General features: G+C 43.7%; 23 protein-coding genes. 11 read left to right on the plus strand and 12 right to left on the minus strand.

Features of this window, described 5'->3' with window-relative positions; translation table 11 throughout:
- Nucleotides 1-38: 38 nt before the first annotated feature.
- Nucleotides 39-467: an SRPBCC family protein gene (locus tag MHH52_RS16210; protein ID WP_340003589.1), complete on the minus strand. Its 429-nt coding sequence runs from the start codon at nucleotides 465-467 to the stop codon at nucleotides 39-41.
- Between the two features lie 214 nt (nucleotides 468-681).
- Here MHH52_RS16210 and MHH52_RS16215 point away from each other — a divergent pair, with 214 nt between their 5' ends.
- The 4 genes from MHH52_RS16215 to MHH52_RS16230 all read left to right on the plus strand — a co-directional run bounded on the left by MHH52_RS16215 (nucleotide 682) and on the right by MHH52_RS16230 (nucleotide 4879).
- A complete protein-coding gene (locus MHH52_RS16215) occupies nucleotides 682-2376 on the plus strand; it encodes a M3 family oligoendopeptidase (RefSeq protein WP_340003590.1) in 1695 nt (564 codons plus the stop codon).
- A gap of 271 nt (nucleotides 2377-2647) precedes the next feature.
- On the plus strand, nucleotides 2648-2848 hold the full coding sequence (locus MHH52_RS16220; RefSeq protein WP_340003591.1) for a hypothetical protein: 201 nt from the start codon (nucleotides 2648-2650) through the stop codon (nucleotides 2846-2848).
- A 21-nt stretch (nucleotides 2849-2869) separates the two neighbouring features.
- Nucleotides 2870-4312, plus strand: a complete 1443-nt coding sequence (locus MHH52_RS16225; protein WP_340003592.1) for a hypothetical protein — start codon at nucleotides 2870-2872, stop codon at nucleotides 4310-4312.
- 6 nt (nucleotides 4313-4318) lie between these two features.
- Nucleotides 4319-4879 carry a CHAT domain-containing protein gene (locus tag MHH52_RS16230; RefSeq protein WP_340009693.1) on the plus strand — a complete coding sequence of 187 codons (561 nt, stop codon included), beginning with the start codon at nucleotides 4319-4321 and terminating at the stop codon, nucleotides 4877-4879.
- A 281-nt stretch (nucleotides 4880-5160) separates the two neighbouring features.
- Here the strand turns inward: MHH52_RS16230 and MHH52_RS16235 are convergent, their stop codons facing one another.
- Genes MHH52_RS16235 through MHH52_RS16245 form a run of 3 tightly spaced genes read right to left on the minus strand, consistent with a single transcriptional unit; the run spans nucleotide 5161 to nucleotide 6338 of the window.
- Nucleotides 5161-5544 carry a DUF1801 domain-containing protein gene (locus MHH52_RS16235; protein WP_313637357.1) on the minus strand — a complete coding sequence of 128 codons (384 nt, stop codon included), beginning with the start codon at nucleotides 5542-5544 and terminating at the stop codon, nucleotides 5161-5163.
- A gap of 25 nt (nucleotides 5545-5569) precedes the next feature.
- Nucleotides 5570-5938 (minus strand): DUF4180 domain-containing protein, encoded by a 369-nt coding sequence (locus MHH52_RS16240; RefSeq protein WP_340003593.1) that lies wholly within the window; start codon nucleotides 5936-5938, stop codon nucleotides 5570-5572.
- A gap of 1 nt (nucleotide 5939) precedes the next feature.
- Nucleotides 5940-6338: an ankyrin repeat domain-containing protein gene (locus MHH52_RS16245; RefSeq protein ID WP_340003594.1), complete on the minus strand. Its 399-nt coding sequence runs from the start codon at nucleotides 6336-6338 to the stop codon at nucleotides 5940-5942.
- A gap of 421 nt (nucleotides 6339-6759) precedes the next feature.
- On the opposite strand from MHH52_RS16245, the gene MHH52_RS16250 reads away from it, so the two are divergent.
- Genes MHH52_RS16250 through MHH52_RS16260 form a run of 3 tightly spaced genes read left to right on the plus strand, consistent with a single transcriptional unit; the run spans nucleotide 6760 to nucleotide 9207 of the window.
- On the plus strand, nucleotides 6760-7536 hold the full coding sequence (locus tag MHH52_RS16250; RefSeq protein WP_340003595.1) for a MerR family transcriptional regulator: 777 nt from the start codon (nucleotides 6760-6762) through the stop codon (nucleotides 7534-7536).
- On the plus strand, nucleotides 7533-8213 hold the full coding sequence (locus MHH52_RS16255; RefSeq protein WP_340003596.1) for a GNAT family N-acetyltransferase: 681 nt from the start codon (nucleotides 7533-7535) through the stop codon (nucleotides 8211-8213). The genes MHH52_RS16250 and MHH52_RS16255 overlap by 4 nt, the downstream gene beginning before the upstream one ends.
- Nucleotides 8197-9207 carry a CocE/NonD family hydrolase gene (locus MHH52_RS16260; protein WP_340003597.1) on the plus strand — a complete coding sequence of 337 codons (1011 nt, stop codon included), beginning with the start codon at nucleotides 8197-8199 and terminating at the stop codon, nucleotides 9205-9207. Before MHH52_RS16255 ends, MHH52_RS16260 begins: the two co-directional genes overlap by 17 nt.
- A gap of 86 nt (nucleotides 9208-9293) precedes the next feature.
- On the opposite strand, the gene MHH52_RS16265 is transcribed toward MHH52_RS16260, so the two are convergent.
- Complete coding sequence (locus MHH52_RS16265) at nucleotides 9294-9443, minus strand: hypothetical protein (protein ID WP_340003598.1); 150 nt, start codon at nucleotides 9441-9443, stop codon at nucleotides 9294-9296.
- 365 nt (nucleotides 9444-9808) lie between these two features.
- Here MHH52_RS16265 and MHH52_RS16270 point away from each other — a divergent pair, with 365 nt between their 5' ends.
- From MHH52_RS16270 to MHH52_RS16280, 3 genes are all read left to right on the plus strand, one after another.
- Complete coding sequence (locus tag MHH52_RS16270) at nucleotides 9809-10636, plus strand: MerR family transcriptional regulator (RefSeq protein ID WP_340009695.1); 828 nt, start codon at nucleotides 9809-9811, stop codon at nucleotides 10634-10636.
- A gap of 45 nt (nucleotides 10637-10681) precedes the next feature.
- The gene (locus tag MHH52_RS16275) at nucleotides 10682-11710 is read left to right on the plus strand and encodes a serine hydrolase (protein WP_340003599.1); all 1029 of its coding nucleotides are present in this window, start codon (nucleotides 10682-10684) and stop codon (nucleotides 11708-11710) included.
- A gap of 216 nt (nucleotides 11711-11926) precedes the next feature.
- A complete protein-coding gene (locus MHH52_RS16280; RefSeq protein WP_340003600.1) occupies nucleotides 11927-12391 on the plus strand; it encodes a hypothetical protein in 465 nt (154 codons plus the stop codon).
- Between the two features lie 91 nt (nucleotides 12392-12482).
- On the opposite strand, the gene MHH52_RS16285 is transcribed toward MHH52_RS16280, so the two are convergent.
- The 4 genes from MHH52_RS16285 to MHH52_RS16300 form a co-directional block, all read right to left on the minus strand.
- Complete coding sequence (locus MHH52_RS16285) at nucleotides 12483-13250, minus strand: DUF817 domain-containing protein (RefSeq protein WP_340003601.1); 768 nt, start codon at nucleotides 13248-13250, stop codon at nucleotides 12483-12485.
- A gap of 484 nt (nucleotides 13251-13734) precedes the next feature.
- On the minus strand, nucleotides 13735-13986 hold the full coding sequence (locus MHH52_RS16290; RefSeq protein ID WP_340003602.1) for an S-layer homology domain-containing protein: 252 nt from the start codon (nucleotides 13984-13986) through the stop codon (nucleotides 13735-13737).
- A gap of 105 nt (nucleotides 13987-14091) precedes the next feature.
- Nucleotides 14092-15039 (minus strand): NAD-dependent epimerase/dehydratase family protein, encoded by a 948-nt coding sequence (locus tag MHH52_RS16295; RefSeq protein ID WP_340003603.1) that lies wholly within the window; start codon nucleotides 15037-15039, stop codon nucleotides 14092-14094.
- Between the two features lie 31 nt (nucleotides 15040-15070).
- Entirely contained in the window at nucleotides 15071-16261 is a 1191-nt protein-coding gene (locus tag MHH52_RS16300; RefSeq protein ID WP_340003604.1) for a glycine C-acetyltransferase, read from the minus strand.
- Nucleotides 16262-16366: 105 nt separating this feature from the next.
- Here MHH52_RS16300 and MHH52_RS16305 point away from each other — a divergent pair, with 105 nt between their 5' ends.
- Nucleotides 16367-16555, plus strand: coding sequence for a hypothetical protein (locus MHH52_RS16305; protein WP_340003605.1), 189 nt, complete (start codon nucleotides 16367-16369; stop codon nucleotides 16553-16555).
- A 269-nt stretch (nucleotides 16556-16824) separates the two neighbouring features.
- Here the strand turns inward: MHH52_RS16305 and MHH52_RS16310 are convergent, their stop codons facing one another.
- Genes MHH52_RS16310 through MHH52_RS16320 form a run of 3 tightly spaced genes read right to left on the minus strand, consistent with a single transcriptional unit; the run spans nucleotide 16825 to nucleotide 20724 of the window.
- Nucleotides 16825-17997 (minus strand): MFS transporter, encoded by a 1173-nt coding sequence (locus MHH52_RS16310; protein ID WP_340009697.1) that lies wholly within the window; start codon nucleotides 17995-17997, stop codon nucleotides 16825-16827.
- A 29-nt stretch (nucleotides 17998-18026) separates the two neighbouring features.
- Nucleotides 18027-19325 carry an alpha-glucosidase/alpha-galactosidase gene (locus MHH52_RS16315; RefSeq protein ID WP_340003606.1) on the minus strand — a complete coding sequence of 433 codons (1299 nt, stop codon included), beginning with the start codon at nucleotides 19323-19325 and terminating at the stop codon, nucleotides 18027-18029.
- 31 nt (nucleotides 19326-19356) lie between these two features.
- Nucleotides 19357-20724 carry a hypothetical protein gene (locus MHH52_RS16320; RefSeq protein WP_340003607.1) on the minus strand — a complete coding sequence of 456 codons (1368 nt, stop codon included), beginning with the start codon at nucleotides 20722-20724 and terminating at the stop codon, nucleotides 19357-19359.
- Nucleotides 20725-20736: the final 12 nt, after the last annotated feature.

A 20736-nucleotide genomic window follows, 5' to 3' on the forward strand; every position in this document is an offset into this window, starting at 1 on the left:
CAGGGGCACCCTTCGCTTTAGTTACAGCAGTTATCTTCTTAGAATACGGACTCTGCCACATCCTTAAGTACAGCTAAAATCGACTGACCTTCCTCACCTTGAGATTCCTGATGGGTTGTCCCTGGTCTATTATCATTCTGTTCGATAATCAATAAAATTTCATTTCCTTCTTCAATCAGTGTATAGCTCATGATGAAGTAATTTTCCGGCTTATCTTCCAAATCTGGACGAGGTGCAAAGAGTGTGTACTTGATCAACTTATAGGGTTCATATTCCAATACTTTCCCCCACTGTTCGTAGACATTCCCATCCCACTCACTATGAAAACGAATCTCGCTGCCGATTTGCCAATCTGTAAGTAGATCGCTCCCATACTGCCACTGTTTAACTAATTCTGGCTTTGTAATTGCATCCCATACCTTCTTCGCTGATGCATGGATCAATACTCGGGAAGTTTGCGTGAACACATAAATCCTCCTCTAAAAAAATACGAATGTAGTTTGCAGCATTAATCAACTCTATTTTTAAATAATATCAAGCCGCATTTCTCTTAACAAGTTTTTACACTTTTGCTCATTTGTTCTTTTTTCGACCATAAAAAGCTTACACAGGTCTATCGTAAATGGCTGTTCAGAATATATAATAGATACTATATGGAATAGAAAGGAAGTTGATTCGTTTATGAAATTTGATGATTACCGCTACGAACGGCCAGATGTAGAGAAGTTCAAGCAAGACTTTAACAACCTGCTGAAAGATCTCAACGACACATCACCATTAGAGGTACAAAAAGCTTCCGTCACTGCCATTAACAAGCTTCGCAATGAGTTTGATACCATGCAGACATTGGTTAGCGTTCGCCATTCTATCAACACGACGGATGAATTTTACAAAGCCGAACAAGAATTCATGGACGAAATTGGGCCTGTCGTTCAGGAATACATAACCGACTACTACAAAGCACTCGTACATTCCAAATATAGAGCCGAGTTTGAAAAGGAATGGGGTGCTCAGTTACTCCAGCTTGCTGAAGTTTCGCTGCGGACATTTAGTCCGGAAATCATTGAAGATTTACAATTGGAGAACAAACTTTCAACAGAATACTCCCAGCTTATCGCATCTGCCAAGATTCTTTTTGAAGGTGAAGAGCGTACACTGCCTCAACTCGCACCTTTCGAATTGTCTACAGACCGTGCTATGCGTAAAAGTGCTTCAGAAGCTCGTTTTGGTTTTATGTCCGAACATGAGGTTGAGTTTGACCGTATCTATGACGAGCTCGTCAAGGTCCGTGACCGCATAGCTAAAAAGCTTGGGTACAGCAACTTTGTTCAGCTAGGTTATGACCGAATGATGCGGACCGACTATAATGCTGAAATGGTTGCTAATTTCCGCAAACAAGTTCTTGAATATATCGTACCTGTATCCCAACAGCTAAAGAAACGTCAGACTGAACGCCTGGGTCTCGATGAATTGAAATATTTCGACGAGAACTTTAGCTTTAAGACCGGGAACGCTACCCCTAAAGGAGATCCAGACTGGATTGTAGCTAACGGAAAGAAGATGTATAAAGAGCTCTCCCCTGAAACGGATGAATTCTTTACTTTTATGCTAGAGAATAATCTAGTGGATCTAGTAAGCAAAAAAGGAAAACAAGGCGGTGGATATTGCACCTATTTCAGCCAATACCAAGCCCCTTTTATTTTCTCGAATTTCAACGGAACCTCTGGGGATATTGATGTCCTAACTCATGAAGTGGGTCATGCCTTCCAGGTTTACGAAAGCCGTAATATTAACGTACCTGAATATGCTTTCCCAACTTACGAAGCCTGTGAAATTCATTCTATGAGTATGGAATTCTTTGCTTGGCCATGGATGGATTTGTTCTTTGAGGAAGATGCGGACAAATACCGCTTCAATCATTTATCAGATAGCCTTCAGTTTATTCCTTACGGTGTTTCTGTCGATGAATTCCAACATTTTGTTTATAGCAACCCTGAAGCAACCGCTACCGAACGCAAACAGGCTTGGAGAGAAATCGAGAAGAAATACTTACCGCATCGTAATTATGAAGGTAACACTTATCTGGAACAAGGTGGTTTCTGGCATAAACAAGGCCATATCTTTGCCTCACCGTTCTACTACATTGACTATACACTAGCACAGCTATGTGCCTTCCAGTTCTGGAAACGTTCAAATGAAGATTTCAAAACCGCTTGGAGCGATTATTTGGAGCTGTGCCAAGCTGGAGGAAGCAAGTCCTTTATTAAGCTGGTTGAGCTTGCGGGTCTGACTTCGCCTTTTGAAGATGGCTGCATCAGCTCGGTTATCGGGGATATTGAAGGATGGTTGAACAGCATTAATGATAAAGAGCTTTAAGAATAGCTGTCCAACAACTACCGAACTCACATTGAATCCAATAATAAATGCTGAATAAACTACAAAAAGCAATCCCTGCTGCCTCAAGGCAAGGATTGCTTTTTTGTATATTTAAGTTAAATCTTGTTTTATGGTTTCAATTATATAATCGGTAAACTTTGATTCTTTTAAAATCTCATATAAGCCGTGATATTATTACAAAGTAGCTAGAGTTAAGTTCTTCATATAAAAAACTGCCTTACTTTCAAAATAAATTTGATTATATTATTCGTTGGTTAATAAAGGTGGAATCAATATTTTCAGTAGAACTATAAAAATACTAGAAGAGTTAATTTTAGATGGAATTTCAGAGCAAACAGAGGGGAGAATAAACCAGTTAATTTCGATACTAAAGGGTGGTGCTATTGATGTAACTTCTTTCTTTGAGATCGCGGATTTAATAGAACAAATCTTGGTTTTTCTCCGTGAATAAAAATACAATTCCGCCATAAATATGGTCGAAAGATTAAGCGATGAGCTTTTACAATTGGAAGAAGACAACCGTACGGACGGCAAAGACTCATTAAGCTTTCCCCACCTAACGATTGCCTTCATAAATTCAAGCCTTTCCATATATTTGGAGAATGTTGGATTATATGCAAAATCATTTAACATTCTAAGTAAATCCAAAGATCCATGTGTACACCCTTTTGATTTTGTTACACGTGAGGGTCGAGCTACACTTAGCAGAACATTAGAGATGGACCTTTTTCTGTTGGACATTGGAAAAATTAATCCGGAGCTCGTTCGTTCGTTTTTTCTAAGACGTGCCTATACGCACTTCAAATTATTATCCGTCTTGGGCAATGTTAATAATGAGGCCGGCTTAGCTTTCGAACAGTACAAAATTTATGCAGTGGAATCCGAATTAACTTTGCTTGATCTTAAATTTTATGCCAATTATTTGGAAGTTTATTATACAGGAAATTTGGATTACTCCCCTGAAATCGAGAGAGTAATCTCTATTCTTAAAGATGGGTATGCTCAAGAAAGGAACCCTAATCACAGATTCTTAATCGCCTCTGCACTTGCAAAAACATTAAAAGAAAAGTCCTGGATTGAAGCGGCGCTGCAAGAACGCGAAACTTACGATTGGGAAGGATATTATGAAATGCTTCTGCTCCATGCGTGCTACGCGGAAACATTCAATGAGCAGCAGGCCTTGAACATTCTGTGGGAATTTTTAGGAATAGCAAATGAAATGAGCAGCGATCGAATGATGTTTGACTTGTGCAAACAAAAAAATTCGAAGCTGTATACTTACTTATTATATGAATCTATGAAAAAAGGAAATTATGATTTCGTGATCTCACTAACGTATAACTGGAATGCCTATAAACCAGAAAATACGGATTTCCAATCGGTTGAAGACAAGAATATTTGTGTGCTGCTACCTAACCTTCCAAGTCCTAATGGTGTCATTATTATTCTGAAATATAATCAAACGATTAAGATAATCCCACTTCAGAGCGAGGTAACGCTTGATGAGATTCTTGATCTGAAAAATATAATTGAGGAAGGTTGGCATCTCATCACCAGGCAAGCGTTGAACTATGATCTACGGGCTTTAGAGGAACAACAACGGCAGGTCGACGCTTCGGTAGAATACATAAAAAAAATCCGTGAATTCATCAACATAGATTCTTTAATTGAGAACTTCGCAGATATTCCGCAGGATATTTCTTTTGAGTATATTGAGACAACGTGGCTTAACATACCTATCATCTCTGTACTGTCCGCTGATTTGTCTAACCCTTTCTTTATCACAAGTGGATATGAGACTAAGCCTGCATCCGCTATTCACAAGGCCATGATCTGGATAAACGATGAGGGGATGTCTTTTGCCCAATTTGAATTGGAGGCTTTGGAGATTTTATTGCGGCGGAATAATGTTTAGATAGATATTTATAGCGGAGAGGAATTAACCAAAGAGCTTTTTCTGGAAAAATACCAGGATGCTGACTATGATTTATTGTGGATTATTACTCATGGACAATTTGAGTTTAATAACCCGCCGAATTCTTATATTTATGTCTCCCCAACAGAAACTGTAACTGCTTGGGAACTGCAAAAGTTTTCATTTTCCAGAGAATCCGGAAGACGCCTCATATTAAATGCATGCTACAGCGGTTGTTCAGATGTTCGGCATAACAGCATGAATTTTATTGGTATCGCCCAGTCTCTGGTAAGCCCTTATCAGGAGGTTCTAGGACATCTATGGTTTGTCCATGATTTGGCTTCTGCTACATTGGGTGTGTTCACCTTAGACTATATATTACAGGGCATCGGCATTGAAAAATCAGTTCAATTGGCTAGCAGAAATATGCTCTCTGATAATGAAGCTATTGCAGCAAGGATTGAAGCTATTCAACCCGAGCTTGGAATTTCCGAACGAATTCGCAGAAATGCTCACATTGAGCTAAAACAGCCTTTTTACTCAATGTCATCCATACTATATAAATAAAAAACATTCTTGAAAAGCCCATATTCATCAACTTACATGGGGAGCAGTGTAAATTTGGGACAAGGCTTCTTGGTCATGTCGATTTATGTGCAGGCGCTAAGGAATAATTCGGTACACGAATATAGTAATACTAAATAATGGATAGCTTCATGGTATAAGTATGCTATTGTTAATGTAAGATAATCATCGGCATTCACGAAAACCTTCTGTTCAACTATCAGGAGTTCCCAGCGATCGTTGAAGCACCTGTACTTCCTAAAAAACTAGCCACCTCAGAGATACTATTTACTTCGGCGCTTATCTTCTGCTTTTTTGATATTCTCAGCCACTCTATATTTAACGATCTTACTAATTAATTCATAAGGCATCGGCTGATCAATAGGGAATTGAATGGATCCTTTTGCTCCTTTATAGCCTGACAATTCTTCTTTAAAAGCATCAATCCCATTAGGGGTTGGATAAAATCCAATATGGTTTTTGAAAGCAGCAAAATGAACCAGATTTCCGTGCAGTGCAAAAGTAGGCATCTGATAACTAATCTTTTCCTTTGCTTCAGGTGCCGCTTCTTTTATAACTCTTCTTAATGTACTAAGGATTTCCTGAATTTCAGGTGGAAACTTGGAAATATAGTCATCGATCGATTCATACGAAATTTTACCTTCCATAATAAGTCACCTCTCAGTTTCAAGTTCACGTTTCACTTTGATGCAGGGCTGTCAAAGCCTCTTCTACTGAACCTTTGAATAGGATTTTATCCCCTTGATTGCATTCGTAAATAAAATCATTCAGACTTTTACTATTATAGCCAGTAAATTCTCCTACAATAGCCACTCGCATCTGGTAGTTTGTATATTTCTGAAGAATCTCTCCGGCAATTCCCGTCTTTAGCTCAAAAAAATCATCAGTGATTTGTTCTTTTCTTAAAAGCATTTTATCGAATTCTTGATATTTCACGTTTGCCATTAGATCCAAAGCATCATTTACATTATGAATTACGATACCCTCGCCGGAGATCAAAGCTACTGTTGAATTGTCTTTGCGGTTTATTGTGATTTCCATTCTAAATTGCTCCTTTTTCAATAAGAAATTCCTTAACGTTATGGTTTCCTTGTTGGATGGCCACAGCTAATGCTGATTCACCACCTTCAATTTTAGCATGGATATCAGCTCCATGTTCGATCAACAAGCGGATCATCTCCACATTATCAGCATGAAAAGCTGCAGAATGCAAGGCAGTATGTCCATCACTATCAAAAATATTGGTCTGTGCACCATTGTCTAACAATACCTGCACCACTGCCTTTTTACTAAAATGAGCTGCATATCCCAAAAGCGTAAGACCGTCGTTATTTTCCGTATTTACTAGACTCGGATGAGCTTCCAGGATTTCATTAAGTCGCAAAGCATCCCCTGATTGTCCTGCCTGAAATACATCATTAATAATTGGATTCAATCCCATTTGATTTCGCCTCTTTTCAACGTATCCTATGTGCCGCGATTTTAAATTAAGTCTGACTTTTGTAGGGGCGCTCTACGGTCCGTTACGTTCATCTGGTATCCCAATATGGTTTATCAATCACAATAAAACCGCCTAAAGAGGCGGCAATAAACGAATATCTTGGCTAAGTTACTTTCAAATATTGGGTCGCCCACCCAAGCGTCATCCGAATTCAAAATGTTCATAAGAAAGATAAATACAAACAACAGTAAGAATAAAAAAGACCACCGTAATCCGCTACATATATTACCTCGGTCTAAGGACATTTAGAATAAAAAGGTGTTTTGGCATTGAGCCTGACTGTTAATCTACACTTGACCTTAGGTCAGACCTAAGGTTTATAGTTAATTCAACAAATAACTTACAGTGAGGAGCACCGCCATTGAATCATTACATTACGATTGGTGAACTTTCAAAGCTTATGAATGTGTCCGTACACCAAATACGATATTTTGAAGAAAAAGAGATTCTATACCCAGCCTATACAGACAATAATCAGTACCGGATGTACGGCATCGATGAAATATATCAGTTGGCCCAAATCTTATTACTCCGCAAATTGAACGTGCCTGTCAGCACGATTAACAAAAGTTTGAATAGCTTCACCACAAATGACTATCATCAGCTTTTGGTGCAATCGTTAAGCAAGGTAACCACTGAAATAAACCAGCTTATTATGTTACAGCAGTTTATACAAAAGGTACTGAAAGAGCATGAAGATTGGAACAACCTGGAGGGCAATTATCACATTAAACATGTGGACACTCGTCATCTAAAAAAGTGGATAGAACTCGAAGAAAATACGACACTTACCGCTCGAAGTCTGTATGAAAAAAAGCCGCAACTGTCTCATTTGTTTGAAACGGATCTGCATTATTTGTACGATTCGAAGAAAGCAACATTATGTTTTGAAACCACTCACTCACCGGACATCATTCTAGAAAAAGGTAGCTACCTTTATAAATCATTTTTCGTGACGGATGATCAGGACATTGAACATGAGATTGCTGAGCTGGAACTCTATTTAACACAACATCACTACACAACACAGGGGCAATTGATCATTTTGGAAAAATCCTATCTATCCATGTTCAACAATGACAAGCTTCATTATGAAATACAAATTAAAATCAATCCTAACCCGGAAGGTGTAGCATGATAAGTCTGAACTCGATCACCATTGATCCTTTCCATGAACAAGACCATATAACTGTAAGTAGACTTTTAGTAAATTCATTTCAAGGAAAGTTCCAAACTCTTGTTCCTCTAGAAGACGATGATATTGCTAACCTACTCATTGGGCTCTGGGAGCAAGATCCTAAGTCCGCAACAACACAACAAATCGTCGCCAAAGAAAATGGAGAAGTTGTCGGTACGCTCAGCTTAAAGTGGAAAGACAACCGATCCTCAGACAGAATTAAATTAAAATCGTCTCACCCGATCTCCTTTTCGCAGTTATTTAAGCAGTTTGGATACCTAAATGTATGCAAGTTTATGGTTGGGTTATATTTTTTGAATTATCAGCCTGAGGCAAATGAATGTTATGTAGAGCACTTGGCTGTTCGATCAAGCCACCGCAATAAGGGAATTGGCAAGCAGTTGCTTAGTTGGGCAATAGATTTTGCAAACAATCGTTCCGAAATTGACAAATTAACGCTACATGTTGCTGACAACAATAAACGAGCCATTAACATGTACCAGCAGATGGACTTTGATATCGAACAATCTAACTATAACGGGATTAGACGCCTACTTTTTAAAGAGCCTATTTGGCATTACATGACATGGAGAGCACCGCTACACCCTAGGAGTTCAATGAATGAAAAAATATATTAAATTAACCACATGGATAATCACTGGTCTAGTAGTTGCAGGATTCTTGTTCGTATTAAAGCAGCATTCATATGCGATGACTGAGCAAAAGATAGAAATCGAAACTTCTCAGGGTAATCTAACTGGAACTTTAATCCTGCCCGAAAAATACTCTGGAAACATCGGGCTAGTAGTTTTTGTCCATGGTGATGGCCCTATTAATGACACATACGATGATGCATATAAACCTTTGTGGGAGAAGTTCGCGTCTGCCGGATATGCTTCCTTGTCTCTTAACAAGCCTGGTATTGGTGGTTCCTCTGGTAACTGGTTGGAGCAAAGTATGGAAGATCGTGCTCAGGAAACTATATCTGCGATTAACTGGGCGAAGTCCTTACCTATGATTGATACGCAATCCATTGGTTTGTGGGGAGCAAGTCAGGCCGGATGGGTGATTCCCAAAATCGTAAGAGAAGTTCCTGATCTCGCGTTCAGCATTCTTGTATCGCCTGCCGTTAACTGGATTTCTCAAGGTAAATACAATACCCGCGCAGTAATGAAACAAGAAGGCCTATCGGAACATGAGATCAAAGTGAATGAACATTATAACTCGCAAGTCTTGCAATTACTTAACGAACGAGCATCTTATGAAGATTACTTGCATATTGCACAATCCGAGGATTTGATTCCAAGGGAAAGATGGGGATTTATCGCCAAAAATTATCAGTCTGATGCCACTGAAGAACTTAGTTACTTCAACGCTCCTGTCCATTTAGTGCTTGGCGGTCAAGATATCAATGTAGATATTGAGGAAACCGAACGTATTTACCGTGAAAAAATTCCTGCCAGCTTGCTCTCCGTCTCTTATTTTCCTGACGCTGACCACTCTATGCTATCGAAGAAGAATGCCGCATCCCCATTAAGAACTTTTTTAACCGCAGTCTTGTTCCCACGACAATTGGTTGATAATCAATATTTAAATGATCTAACCCAATTTATTAAGAAACAACCGTTATAACAAAAACCATCCCTTCGGTCATCATCACTATCTAGATGACTTCGGGGATGGTCTTTTCCGATCTAAGCGGAGAAATTCGCTGCTATCTAGTTATACAAGTTCACTTCACGCACAGACCACCAACTTGTAGCTGTCCCGGTCTGCACCACTTTAATATACCTCGCGTTCTGAGCCGCAAATGTTGCCGTTATAACCGGTCCACTACCGATATACCGTTTGCCAATGCGTTGCCCCAATTCAGCCTGATATTGCGGCTTTGGTAGCAGCAGGTCTCATTACAGGAGATGCACAGCAGCAGCTTATACCAACTACCCATTCCACACGTGCCGAAGCAGCTATGCTGATTTACAGAATTCTTGTGCAAAAATAAAACAAAAAAGAACCCTAAAATCACCATACAGGTGGTTTTGGGGTTCTTCTTCAGTTGTATCGTATATCCAGTGTTGACCCGCATGCACCAATATTATCGTAACCTTGGAATAGGTACACTAGTTTTGCTATTGACTTTACCCTTAGGGGAAGGTGCATAGTGGAAATGAACAAACCCTCGAAAATAAAGCTTTTAGATCGATAAAAAAACTAAGAAATGGAGATGAGATTATTGCTATCCATTGGAGAATTCTCGAAGATATGCGAAGTTTCGACCAAAACACTGCGGTATTATGATGAAATTGGATTAATTCATCCAGATGAGATTAATCCTGAGAACGGATATAGGTATTACTCCACCAAACAACTAACAAAAATACTCTTTATCAACCGTTTGAAATCATATTATTTCTCTCTGGAAGAAATCAAAGACATTCTGGAATGGGAACAAGATCAATCTGAAGAGAAGCTCTGCGCAGCCCTAAATCTCAAAAAAAGAGAAATACAGGAGAAACTACGGGCTTATGAATATACCCTAAAACAAATCAATAGTGATGTTATAAATTTAGAGAATGGTATATCTATGATGTCCTACCTAAACAAGATAGAAGTACAACTTGTTGATACCAAACCGATGAATATTCTTTTTACACGTCAGATGTTGAGCAGTGATGACTATGAGCTTGGATATGGAATGTATTTTAGCAGACTGTATGAAAAAATAGCTTCTGAAAGTTTGACCTTGCTTGGCACGCCAATAACAATTTATCACAGTCATGAATATAATCCTGCCGGGAATGATACAGAGTTTGCCCTACCTATTGAGGAAATCGTTAAAGAAACGAGGGAAATACCAGTGGGACTGTGCGCGAAGTCTGTTTATAAGGGCCCCTATTCAGAATTGACTTCGGTTTATGCGAAGCTTAGAGAATGGATAGAAAATGAAGGATATGAATTGGTGAAATCACCCTATGAGATATATCTAACGGACCCCACGCAAGCTACTGTTCCTGAGGATCTTGTTACTGAGGTGTATTTTCCTGTTAAGAAAAGATCGTAGCAAAACTGATATCTACACAAAAATTTGATTAAAGGAGTTACCTATATGCACAGAAACTACTGGCCCACGACAGACTGGCAAACGTCAGATTCGGCAACCTTGAGAATGGACGCTGAACAACTTTCAGAACTAGAAGCGAAGATTAAATCCGACTATAGCAATATAAACGGGATTGTTGTGGTGAGAAATGGATATATAGCCTATGAAAAATACTTTAATGGCTATGGCCCGAATGATATGCATCATGCGGCTTCTGTAACGAAAAGCATCATATCCGCCCTCATTGGTATTGCCATAGATATTGGATATATCAAAAATGCAGATCAGAAGGTGCTGGATTTTTTCCCCGAATATGTTCCCGACGATACAGCTGCCAATCTGCAAAAACAAGAAATCACCATACGGCATTTGCTCACCATGACAGCCCCCTTTGCTTTTGAGGACTGGCACGAACCGCTGGACCAAATGTGTATAGCGTCTGACTGGGTCAAATACACGCTAGACATACTTGGCCACCAAGGAAACATTGGAGCTTTTAAATATTCCACCGCAGGGGCGCACATGCTTTCAGCTATCATCACTCGTTGCACAGGAAAAAGTGCCCGTGAGTTTGCCAACGAGCGTTTATTCAAACCTATCGGCATGAAGGAAATCCCGGATTATGAGATGAAATCATTTGGGTTTAATGATTTGTTTGGAGTAAATGTGAAAGGATGGGTTGAAGACCCCAACCGTAACTCCACAGGAGGCTGGGGTCTAACATTAAATCCACGTGATATGGCACGTTTTGGATTTCTATATCTGAACCGTGGCCTTTGGGATAATCATCATATGATTTCGGAGACATGGATTGATGCATCAACAGCGATGAATTCCAATAATTACGGTTATCTATGGTGGCTACGCGAAGAGGATGGTGTTTTTACTTACTCCGCACTAGGCGATGGCGGCAATATCATTTGTTGCATTCCAGAGAAAGACCTTGTCGTAGCTATAGCATCAGAATTCATTATTCATCCTAGAGATCGGTGGACTCTGATTAAAGAATGTATTATTCCTGCTGTAATAGACTAAATAATTTATCACTAAATCAGCTAAAGCTGCGAGTAGAATGGATACAGAGTAATTCTTCTCTTTATTTAAAGTGCCCTCGCGGCTTTTGTATTTATTTCATGTATAATTGTACAATAAATGTATTAAATATTTGAATTGTCTCCTTATTTCAATGTATTTTAGAACTTATTTGAGGTGATGGATTACAATGTCCTACTTGAACATCCCTATGGTCTAGTGGAACAGTTGGCTATTCCACTTTGTAATTTTATTTCCATCTGGAAAGTGCTAGCTAATGACACGTACCAAGTCAGTAAAGGAGAGGGATTCAATGCTCCCGGCTTGTTTATCACCTATAAAGGAAAAGGAACCTTATCTCAATCAACAAACCAATATGAACTACATGCAGATTCATATTTTTTCGTTCAGGAAGGTATTCCGTCTCACTATAGATGTCAAAATGATGATTGGAAGTTCTACTTTCTTGACTTTAGTAGCCTGGATATGACCCACTTTCTCCAGCTTCCCGTCGGTGAGATCGTTGCAACTGGTAAAATGACTGAGGTTTACCCGTTTTCGTTCCATAACTGGCCTATCCCCCAGCAACTATATGTTAAAACTAAAGCTAGAGTCTGCAAAAGTATCTCTCGATACGACAAGTTTATCGGCGAAGAAAATCGCATCTGCCCTGCATTTTTATGACGAATTCCACTTTTCAAAACTGTTTAAAAAAACTACGGTCTATCTCCAACCGCATTTCGACTCCTTAACAAATCAGGACAAGAAAGCTAAATCACTGTGTTCGACTAGCTTTAACATGTTTAAGCTGGGCCACGATGATGACGCTAATGATTACCAGAAGGAACCAAGAGCTGATCTTACTGAAACTCACCAACTGCCAGGTTTGCTCCTGATCTGGGTATTTCCAAGCACCAAAGAATGTGGCGATATTCTCCGCTAACCAGATGAAAAAACCTACAAGGATAAAAGCAACTGATAAATGCATCCGATAAGTTGTAGTCCGTACCCGATATATAATCCGTGTCTTCCAGAAGACGATAAACACAAGCGCCGTCAGCCACCAACGAAAATCGGGAATAAAGTGATGTGTGAAAAAGTTTAAATAGATAGCCCCTCCAAGCAGCGCCGAAGGCATTAACCCAGGCCAATCTGTCATGTCCATCCGCAATCTCCGCCATACCTGACACATAAAGCTTGCTACACTTGCATACATAAAACCGCTATAAAGTGGGACACCGAACAACTTAGTATACCCAGGCTCAGGATATGCCCATGAACCCATCGATACCTTATATAATTCCAGCATCAGACCAATAACGTGAAATACACAGATGACTTTGATTTCATCAAGTGTTTCTAATCCGCTGCGGTACATGAAGTATTGCACACCAAGTAGTATCAGTAGAATGGCATCATAACGGTAAATGAAAGGTATATCTATTACACTTGTGAGAGCTAAAGTTCCAAAGATCACAACTGGAAAAATACAGCTCATCGCCTGATGATAGCCAAAATGCAGTAGTTGAATGATTGGTTTCAATGATGTTGATCTCCTCTTCTTGCCCAATTCATCTTACGATTTAAGAATAAAGGCGAAGTCCCTATTTAAAAAGAGAAAGTTTCTCGTTAATATTTCTTATTTTAGCTTATTTCAAGCTCTATTTCGTTATGAGAGAAAAAAAGCACCGAACAAACAGTAGCTATAAGCTCTGTTTTCGATGCTTCTTTTGTTGGACCGTTGTAATCTAACTCCGTTCTTCTCAATACTACATGATGATTTAGATTAACCCCAGCATAGAGCCTTACGGCTTAGTGACCGTCACCTACGAGTTCATGCCCGTTGCTGTGGATCATGCCCTTTGATGAGTACCCTCATCAATACTGATCGTCTACGACCATTAACCTTAACCGTGAAACATCCTCCTTCTGTAACCGATGTTGGTTGCCACAATCTTCTAATACCAAAGCAAGGGCCGTCCCTCAGCTTCATTTCCGCTTGTGGACGGCCCGCTCAAGGCTGCTTTTTACTTGGAATTTCTCACGTCGATCAGTTGGATCTTTTCCAGCATCCGCTGTACGATGGCCGCCGTCTCCGCACTCGTGATGGGGCTTGTTGGCTTCAGTCCTATGTCAGAACCTTTTACCAGACCGCTCTTCACCGCCGCGCCAACAGTTGGCTTCGCCCACGCATCTACCGCCGATCCATCTGTAAACGAGGCAAGTGCGGATTCTGCCTCTGCTCTGTTGACGCTCGCGTAAAGTCCAGTCCACTTCATCGCTCGTAATCACTGCCATTGCTTCTTGGCGGGTGATCGTATTGCTTGGGTGGAATGCCCCATCTTCGTACCTTTGGATGATACCGTACTCCTGCGGTCAAAATGCTAAGTCAGACGACCGCTCAAGTTTTCAAGCATGTCTTTGGTCATGCCCCCTAAATCGTATACTGGAGAAAACCCCCACTCCTGCGTTGCAGCGGTCGAATCGAGCGAATTCGGCCAACTCTCTGCGATCGCTTGACGAACCGGATCCACATTGTAGTTCAGGACGAAGCCAGGGATATAACGCCGAATCGACGTTGCAACTGTCTCTGGATCTACGCTCATGGCCGTTACGTTAAAAGCATTGCGGTGCTGAAGCCGCGCTGGGTCCGCCTCCATCAACTTCACGATCGCCTCCAATGCGTCCGGCAAATACATCATATCTAGGAAGGTGCCCGCTGCAATATAAGAAGTATATTGTCCCTTTGCAAGGGCTTCGACGTACATATCGACGACATAGTCCGTCGTTCCGCCCCCGGGAGGCGCCATGTACGATATCAACCCGGGAAACCGCAAACTACGCGTATCAACACCATACTTCTGATGATAATAGTCGCAGAGCAGTTCACCTGCTACTTTGCTCACGCCGTACATCGTTATCGGCCTCTGAACGGTATCTTGAGGCGTTCCCTTTTTTGGCGTGCCGGGCCCGAACGCGCCGATCGAGCTCGGTGCAAAGAACGAACAGCCTAGCTCCCGCGAGACCTCTAGGGCATTGGTTAATCCGCCCATGTTAAGGTTCCAAGCTAGAAGCGGTTTGGCTTCGGCGGTGGCGGACAGTAGAGCAGCCAGATGCAGGATCGTATCGACTTGATGCGCCTTCGCGATTTCCAGCATCGACGCGCCGTCCATGACATCCAACAGCTCAAAAGGTCCCGAATGAACCGCGGCATTATCACTTAATCGAATATCCGTTGCCACCACCTGAGTCGCGCCATAAAGTTGACGCAAATGGCACACCAGTTCAGATCCGATTTGCCCGAGGGCACCGGTTACTAGGATCTTTTTCATACTGCATAACTCTCCTTTCCCGATAGTCTTGTCATATCAAGCTCATCTCGCGTCCCACCCGTTCATATGCGGCTAACGCCTCATTGAGCATATCCGTTGTATGCGCCGCTGTTGGCATATTGCGAATGCGTCCCGTACCCTTCGGTACTGTCGGAAACACGATCGCTTTCGCATAGACGCCTTCCTCCATCAGCCGCTTACTGAACGCTTGAGTCAACGTTTCGTCTCCGATAATACACGGGGTGATCGGCGTTTCGCTCGCTCCGACGTTGTAACCGAGCTTAATAAGCCCTTGCTTCAAATAGTCTCCGTTTGCCCAAAGACGATCTTGCAACTCCGTACTCCGCTCCAAAATACCGATCGCCTCGATGCAAGCTCCTATCGCCGCCGGAGGGAGCGAAGTAGAAAACAGGAACGGACGGCTTCGTACTTTCAGCCAATCGATCAAATCGCGACGCCCTGCCACATAACCGCCAGCCACGCCGATTGCCTTGGATAATGTCCCAATTTGAAAATCGATTCGATCAGATAACCCGAAATGTTTGACCGTCCCAGCTCCGTCTCCCAGCACCCCTGAGCCATGAGCATCGTCGACATACGTAATCAAGTCGAATACTTCAGCGATATGCTGAATCTCGGGCAACTTCGCAATGTCCCCATCCATTGAAAACACGCCATCCGTGATCACCATTACCTTGCCGTATGCACCGGATCTGGTAGCCTCCTCTGCCTTTGCGCGTAAATCTTCCATGTCAGAATGGCGATAGCGAATGATTTTCGCTCGGGACAAGCGGCATCCATCGATGATGGAGGCATGATTCAGCTCATCGGACAAAATCGCATCATGTTGGTCCATGACGGCCGAGATGGCGGCCATATTACAGTTGAAACCGGATTGGTAAGCAATTGCAGCTTCCGTGTGCTTGAATTTGGCGAGCTTCTCTTCAAGTCGCACATGCAGGTCGAACGTTCCGTTGATGGTTCGAACGGCTCCTGATCCGGCACCGTACTTCTCAGTTGCCTTCACGGCAGCAGCAATAAGCCTATCGTCCGTTGCAAGGCCAAGATAATTGTTAGAGGATAGGTTGATCCGCTTCACGCCCCCGATCATAATGATAGGACCGTTCGGCCCCTCCAGGGGATCGATTTCGTTATATAAACCTTTGCTCTTCAATTCGGATAGACCGTTCTGAAGAAACGTCATTAGAATTTTACTGCTCATTCCCATCACCCCTTCTTCTTTTTGTTCAATATACTTTTTGCTCGGGTTTAAGCAATTGTGATCACTTCCGAAATAAGGCGAGTCCAGCCCTTACATTTCGACGATATGGAAAAAGCCAATAGGCTACGCCTGATCAACGAATCGCACCCCGAAGTTGCCGTCATTCGTCAATCCGACATCGTGCCGCTCGCTTCCGACGACGGTAAATTCCGTTCATATCCCTTGTTCCCTTTCGATCCCCAACCTCATTTGGAGATTTATTCCGTGGTGATGGATCCGGAAAGCGTTCACTGATCGGATGCCCATCATGACGTCGTGGAAGAGTTCTTGATGATGGCGGAGGGAACGCTTGAGCTAACGATCGGAGATGAATGCTACGTTATTCATTAAGGCGATTCCTTGCGGTTTGCTGCTGACCGCTCCCATCAATATTATATGCGACGAACCCGTACGATTCGTTAGCATTCCCACCAGTATAACCCTTGAAGTAACTGTCGAAACGTGTGAAAAAGATCCCCTTCCCGTGAGGGAGCGGGGATCTCTTGCCGCATGAGTTATTCGCATTATTCGGAAGCTGTCCGTACCCTTTGCACATCGGACAGCTTGTCGGCGATCAAATACAAGCTGATAGCCGCGACGCAGACGACCGCCATGATCGCAAACATGCCTTTACCGCCAATGTTTTCGTATAGGATACCACCAATAAACGGTCCAGCCATCCTGCCCGCCGTAGAAGAAGCCGCTACCCAGCCCATGACTCTGCCTCTTGCCCCAGGGCCCGCCTTCTCCAGCGCCCAAGCCGGTACTGACGGGAAAACAAGAATTTCCCCGAGTGTCATGACGATCATAGCGACGACAAACTGGCTGTAATGGACGGACAATCCGACGGCCAACAAGCCCAGTCCGAACAGCATCGAGCCGATAACAACCTGCCCTCTCGCGGTAACGGAATACCGGATTAATAATCTCATTTTCACCGGGTGGGAAAGCATGATGAGTGCGCCGTTAATCGTCCATAACATGCTGTACGAACGAAAGGAGATACCATTTGCCTGCGAATGCAGCGGCACGATTGCGGCCCACTGACTGTAGCAAAGCCACGATATGGCAAAGGCGATGCATATGATGACGATAAACTTGCTCCCGTGCGCGACCTCCCTGCCATCTCCGCTCCGATTCGAACGCGCGGCTTGCCCCGGCGTGATCGGCTCACGGATAAACGCGGCGAACACGACCAGAAACAAAGCGTACAGCAATGCATTCCCGAAGAACAAAGCCTGGATGGACATATCGGCGATCAAGCCGCCTAACGACGCACCCAATGCCATGCCGATATTATGCGACACGAATATCCGATTGACAGCTTTCAGTTCGTCTCCCGGGCTGCTGGCAACCGCAACAGCATTGATAACCGGATAGACGAGACCGCCGAAAAATCCGAGCAGAGTCAGCAAAGCAGCGTAACCATAAAAGTCACGAACGATCCCCATGGCCGTGACGATGCAGGCAGAACCAACAATTCCCGCATATACCGTCGTTTTGCCGCCCCAGCGGTCATAGATAAACCCTCCGAGTACATTGCCGACGAAAGACGCGCCACTATTGAAAAGAAGCACCAAACCCGCCGCAGAAGCTGTCCGCCCGAATGCATCGTGCATGTACACGATGTTGATCGGCCAGACCAACGTCATCCCGGTCGACAACAAGACGACGCAAAGTGACAGACGCGACAACATGTCGATATTTGATAAGCGGAACTTTACGCTCAATTAAATTCAGGTAGCCAATTGCCGTGCGCTTCGATCAGGTCGTCGCATAAGGAAACGATTTCGTCCATAGACAATTCCGCGGATGTATGCGGATCGAGCATTGCTGCGTGATAAATATGTTCTTTCTTACCCGTCATCGCCGCTTCGATCGTTAGCAATTGCGTATTGATATTTGTGCGGTTCAACGCGGCACATTGCGGTGGCAAATCCCCGACGAATGTCGGAGTGACTCCGCTCGAGTCGACTATGCACGGCACTTCCACGCAGGCTTCCTTAGGCAAGTTCGTGATAAGGCCAGTATTCATAACATTGCCTCCGATTTTGATCGGTACGTTCGTCTCCATCGCTTCGAAAATATAGGAAGCATACTCGGACGTCCGCTTGTGCGATAGGTTTTTGTTCCCGATCAATTCGTTCCGCATCGTCTTCCAACGCTCAATCTGGTTAACGCACCGACGAGGGTATTCGTCCAGCGGAATGTTGAATCGCTCGATCAGCTCCGGATATTGCCGTTTGATGAAATACGGATGGTATTCAGCGTTATGCTCGGACGATTCCGTGATGTAGTATCCGAACTTCTGCATCAGCTCGAACCGTACCATGTCGTCGTGCTTTTCCTTTTGCTTTTCCGCCGCCCGTCGTTTGATTTCCGGATACAAATCGACGCCGTTTTTCGTCACTTCTAGTAACCAGGCCATATGGTTGATGCCCGCGATTTTCCATTGCACACCCTCGTGATCCATCCCCAGATGGTCGAAAATGTGCGGGACGCACACTTGAACGCTATGGCACAAGCCTACCGTATTAATTCCACCGTAGGTATTCATGACGTTCGTCAACACGGCCATCGGATTCGTATAGTTCAAGAACAACGCGTCGGGACAAACTTCCTTCATGTCTTCTGCGAAATCAAGCATGACCGGAATTGTCCGCAGGTTGCGGAAGATACCGCCGATGCCGATGGTATCAGCGATCGTTTGCCGCAAGCCGTATTTCTTCGGAATTTCGAAGTCTGTAATCGTGCACGGATCATATCCACCGACTTGGATCGCGTTAACGACATACTTGGCCCCGTGAAGCGCTTCTTTACGATTACGATAGGCTTTAACCGAACAATTGCTGCCGAGCGTTTGTTTTAAGTTCAGTATGATGTTCTCCGAATCTTTCAAACGTTCCTCGTCAATATCGAACAACGCTAGCTCGAAATCCTGAAGCGCTGGCGACAGCATGCAATCCCCTAAAACGTTTTTGGCGAAAATGGTGCTTCCCGCACCGAGAAAAGTAATTTTGGACATATGATTTCCCCAACTCCTCTATGTTGCTAGATTATATTTTTACCGTAGCCCGGTCGCCCGGGTTCAACTCAACTACCGCCGTACTCACGAATTCTCCATTCCCGTCGCCTCCGATCGACGCAGGCGTATCGGTTCCGTTCACACATAACTTCTTATGGCTACCGGAGAATCGCGCCTCCCACCGAATCGTGCGCCCAGTCCCGTTCGTTAACGTCGATTCGCGACCGTTCGCATGAGCAATATCGATTTGTCCGCTCATTATGGGAATATTCTTCGCTTCGATCCATTCGATCGTATCCGTCAGGCGGGACATGGTGACCAAGCTTTGACGATGAGCGTCTGCGGACAAGCCCATCGCACCCGTGAACATAGCTCCGATGACGCTGTAGCTTACTTCGGGATATTCCCGTCTCTTCAGTTGCGGATCCATCATTTCCAGCAAGGCCGAATAGGCCTCCCGATTCAAGCCGTGTTTGTAGAAAATCTCGGCCAAGTGGGACTTTTCCTCGACATTCGAGCCGCCGTGATGGACAACATCCCTTAAGGCGCGTTTTTTTCTGTCGCCCGGCTCTACCAGATCGAAATAGAACGGCAAGTAGGTAGCCGAGTAGTAGAAACCAGGATAACCCCGGCGATCCTGCATGAGTGCACCGTTGAATCTGCCATTCTCTTCGTTCCACCACTCACGGTTGTAAAGCTCCCGGATGACTTTCGCCTTATTCTCATAAAGCTCTGCCAGAGCCGCCTGTCCACTTATCGCGAGAAAACGGGAATAGGCGCCGAACGCCGCATATTGAGCCGCCAACACATCGCCTCCAAGAAGCGGATGAAGGCCGTCTTCCACGTAGGAGGCGATACCTCTTCGGCCGTAAGAAGCGTAATGCTCCGGAAACCCGTCCTTGTCCTTGTCCCAACGATCGATGTAATCGGTGACGGTCCGCTCGTAGAAATTCCGAAATACCGGATGATCCACGTAATCGCGGTCTCCCGTCCACAGGTATTGCTTGTAGCAGCAATCCAGCATGTCGAAGTTCGCGGGAAGGTTATACCAGAAGTCGGAATCATCCGTATAATCGACCGGAGCTGGCCGATCGTATTTGTCGATCTCCCAGAACGTGCACCAATCCCGAGAATCGGAAATGCCCTCCGCGAACTTGAACAGCATGTTTTTTGTATAGTCCTGCAGACCGAGTACGTTAGCCCCGACACTCTGATGGCTTAAGTCGCGCATGCAGAAGGCATCCCTGCCCGGCAGCGCGGCTTCGTAAAATTTACCGACCGGCTTTCCGTCCGAGACATAGGCAAGCGCTTGTCTCTTCGCCCAGTCGAAGCCTGCAATAAGTTTCGGGCTCGAGGAGTCAATCGTCACTCGTCCGAGTTGTGGATCATAAATGCTCATTGGTGGATTCAT

This window comes from Paenibacillus sp. FSL K6-0276 (assembly GCF_037977235.1).
Lineage (GTDB): Bacteria > Bacillota > Bacilli > Paenibacillales > Paenibacillaceae > Paenibacillus_AQ.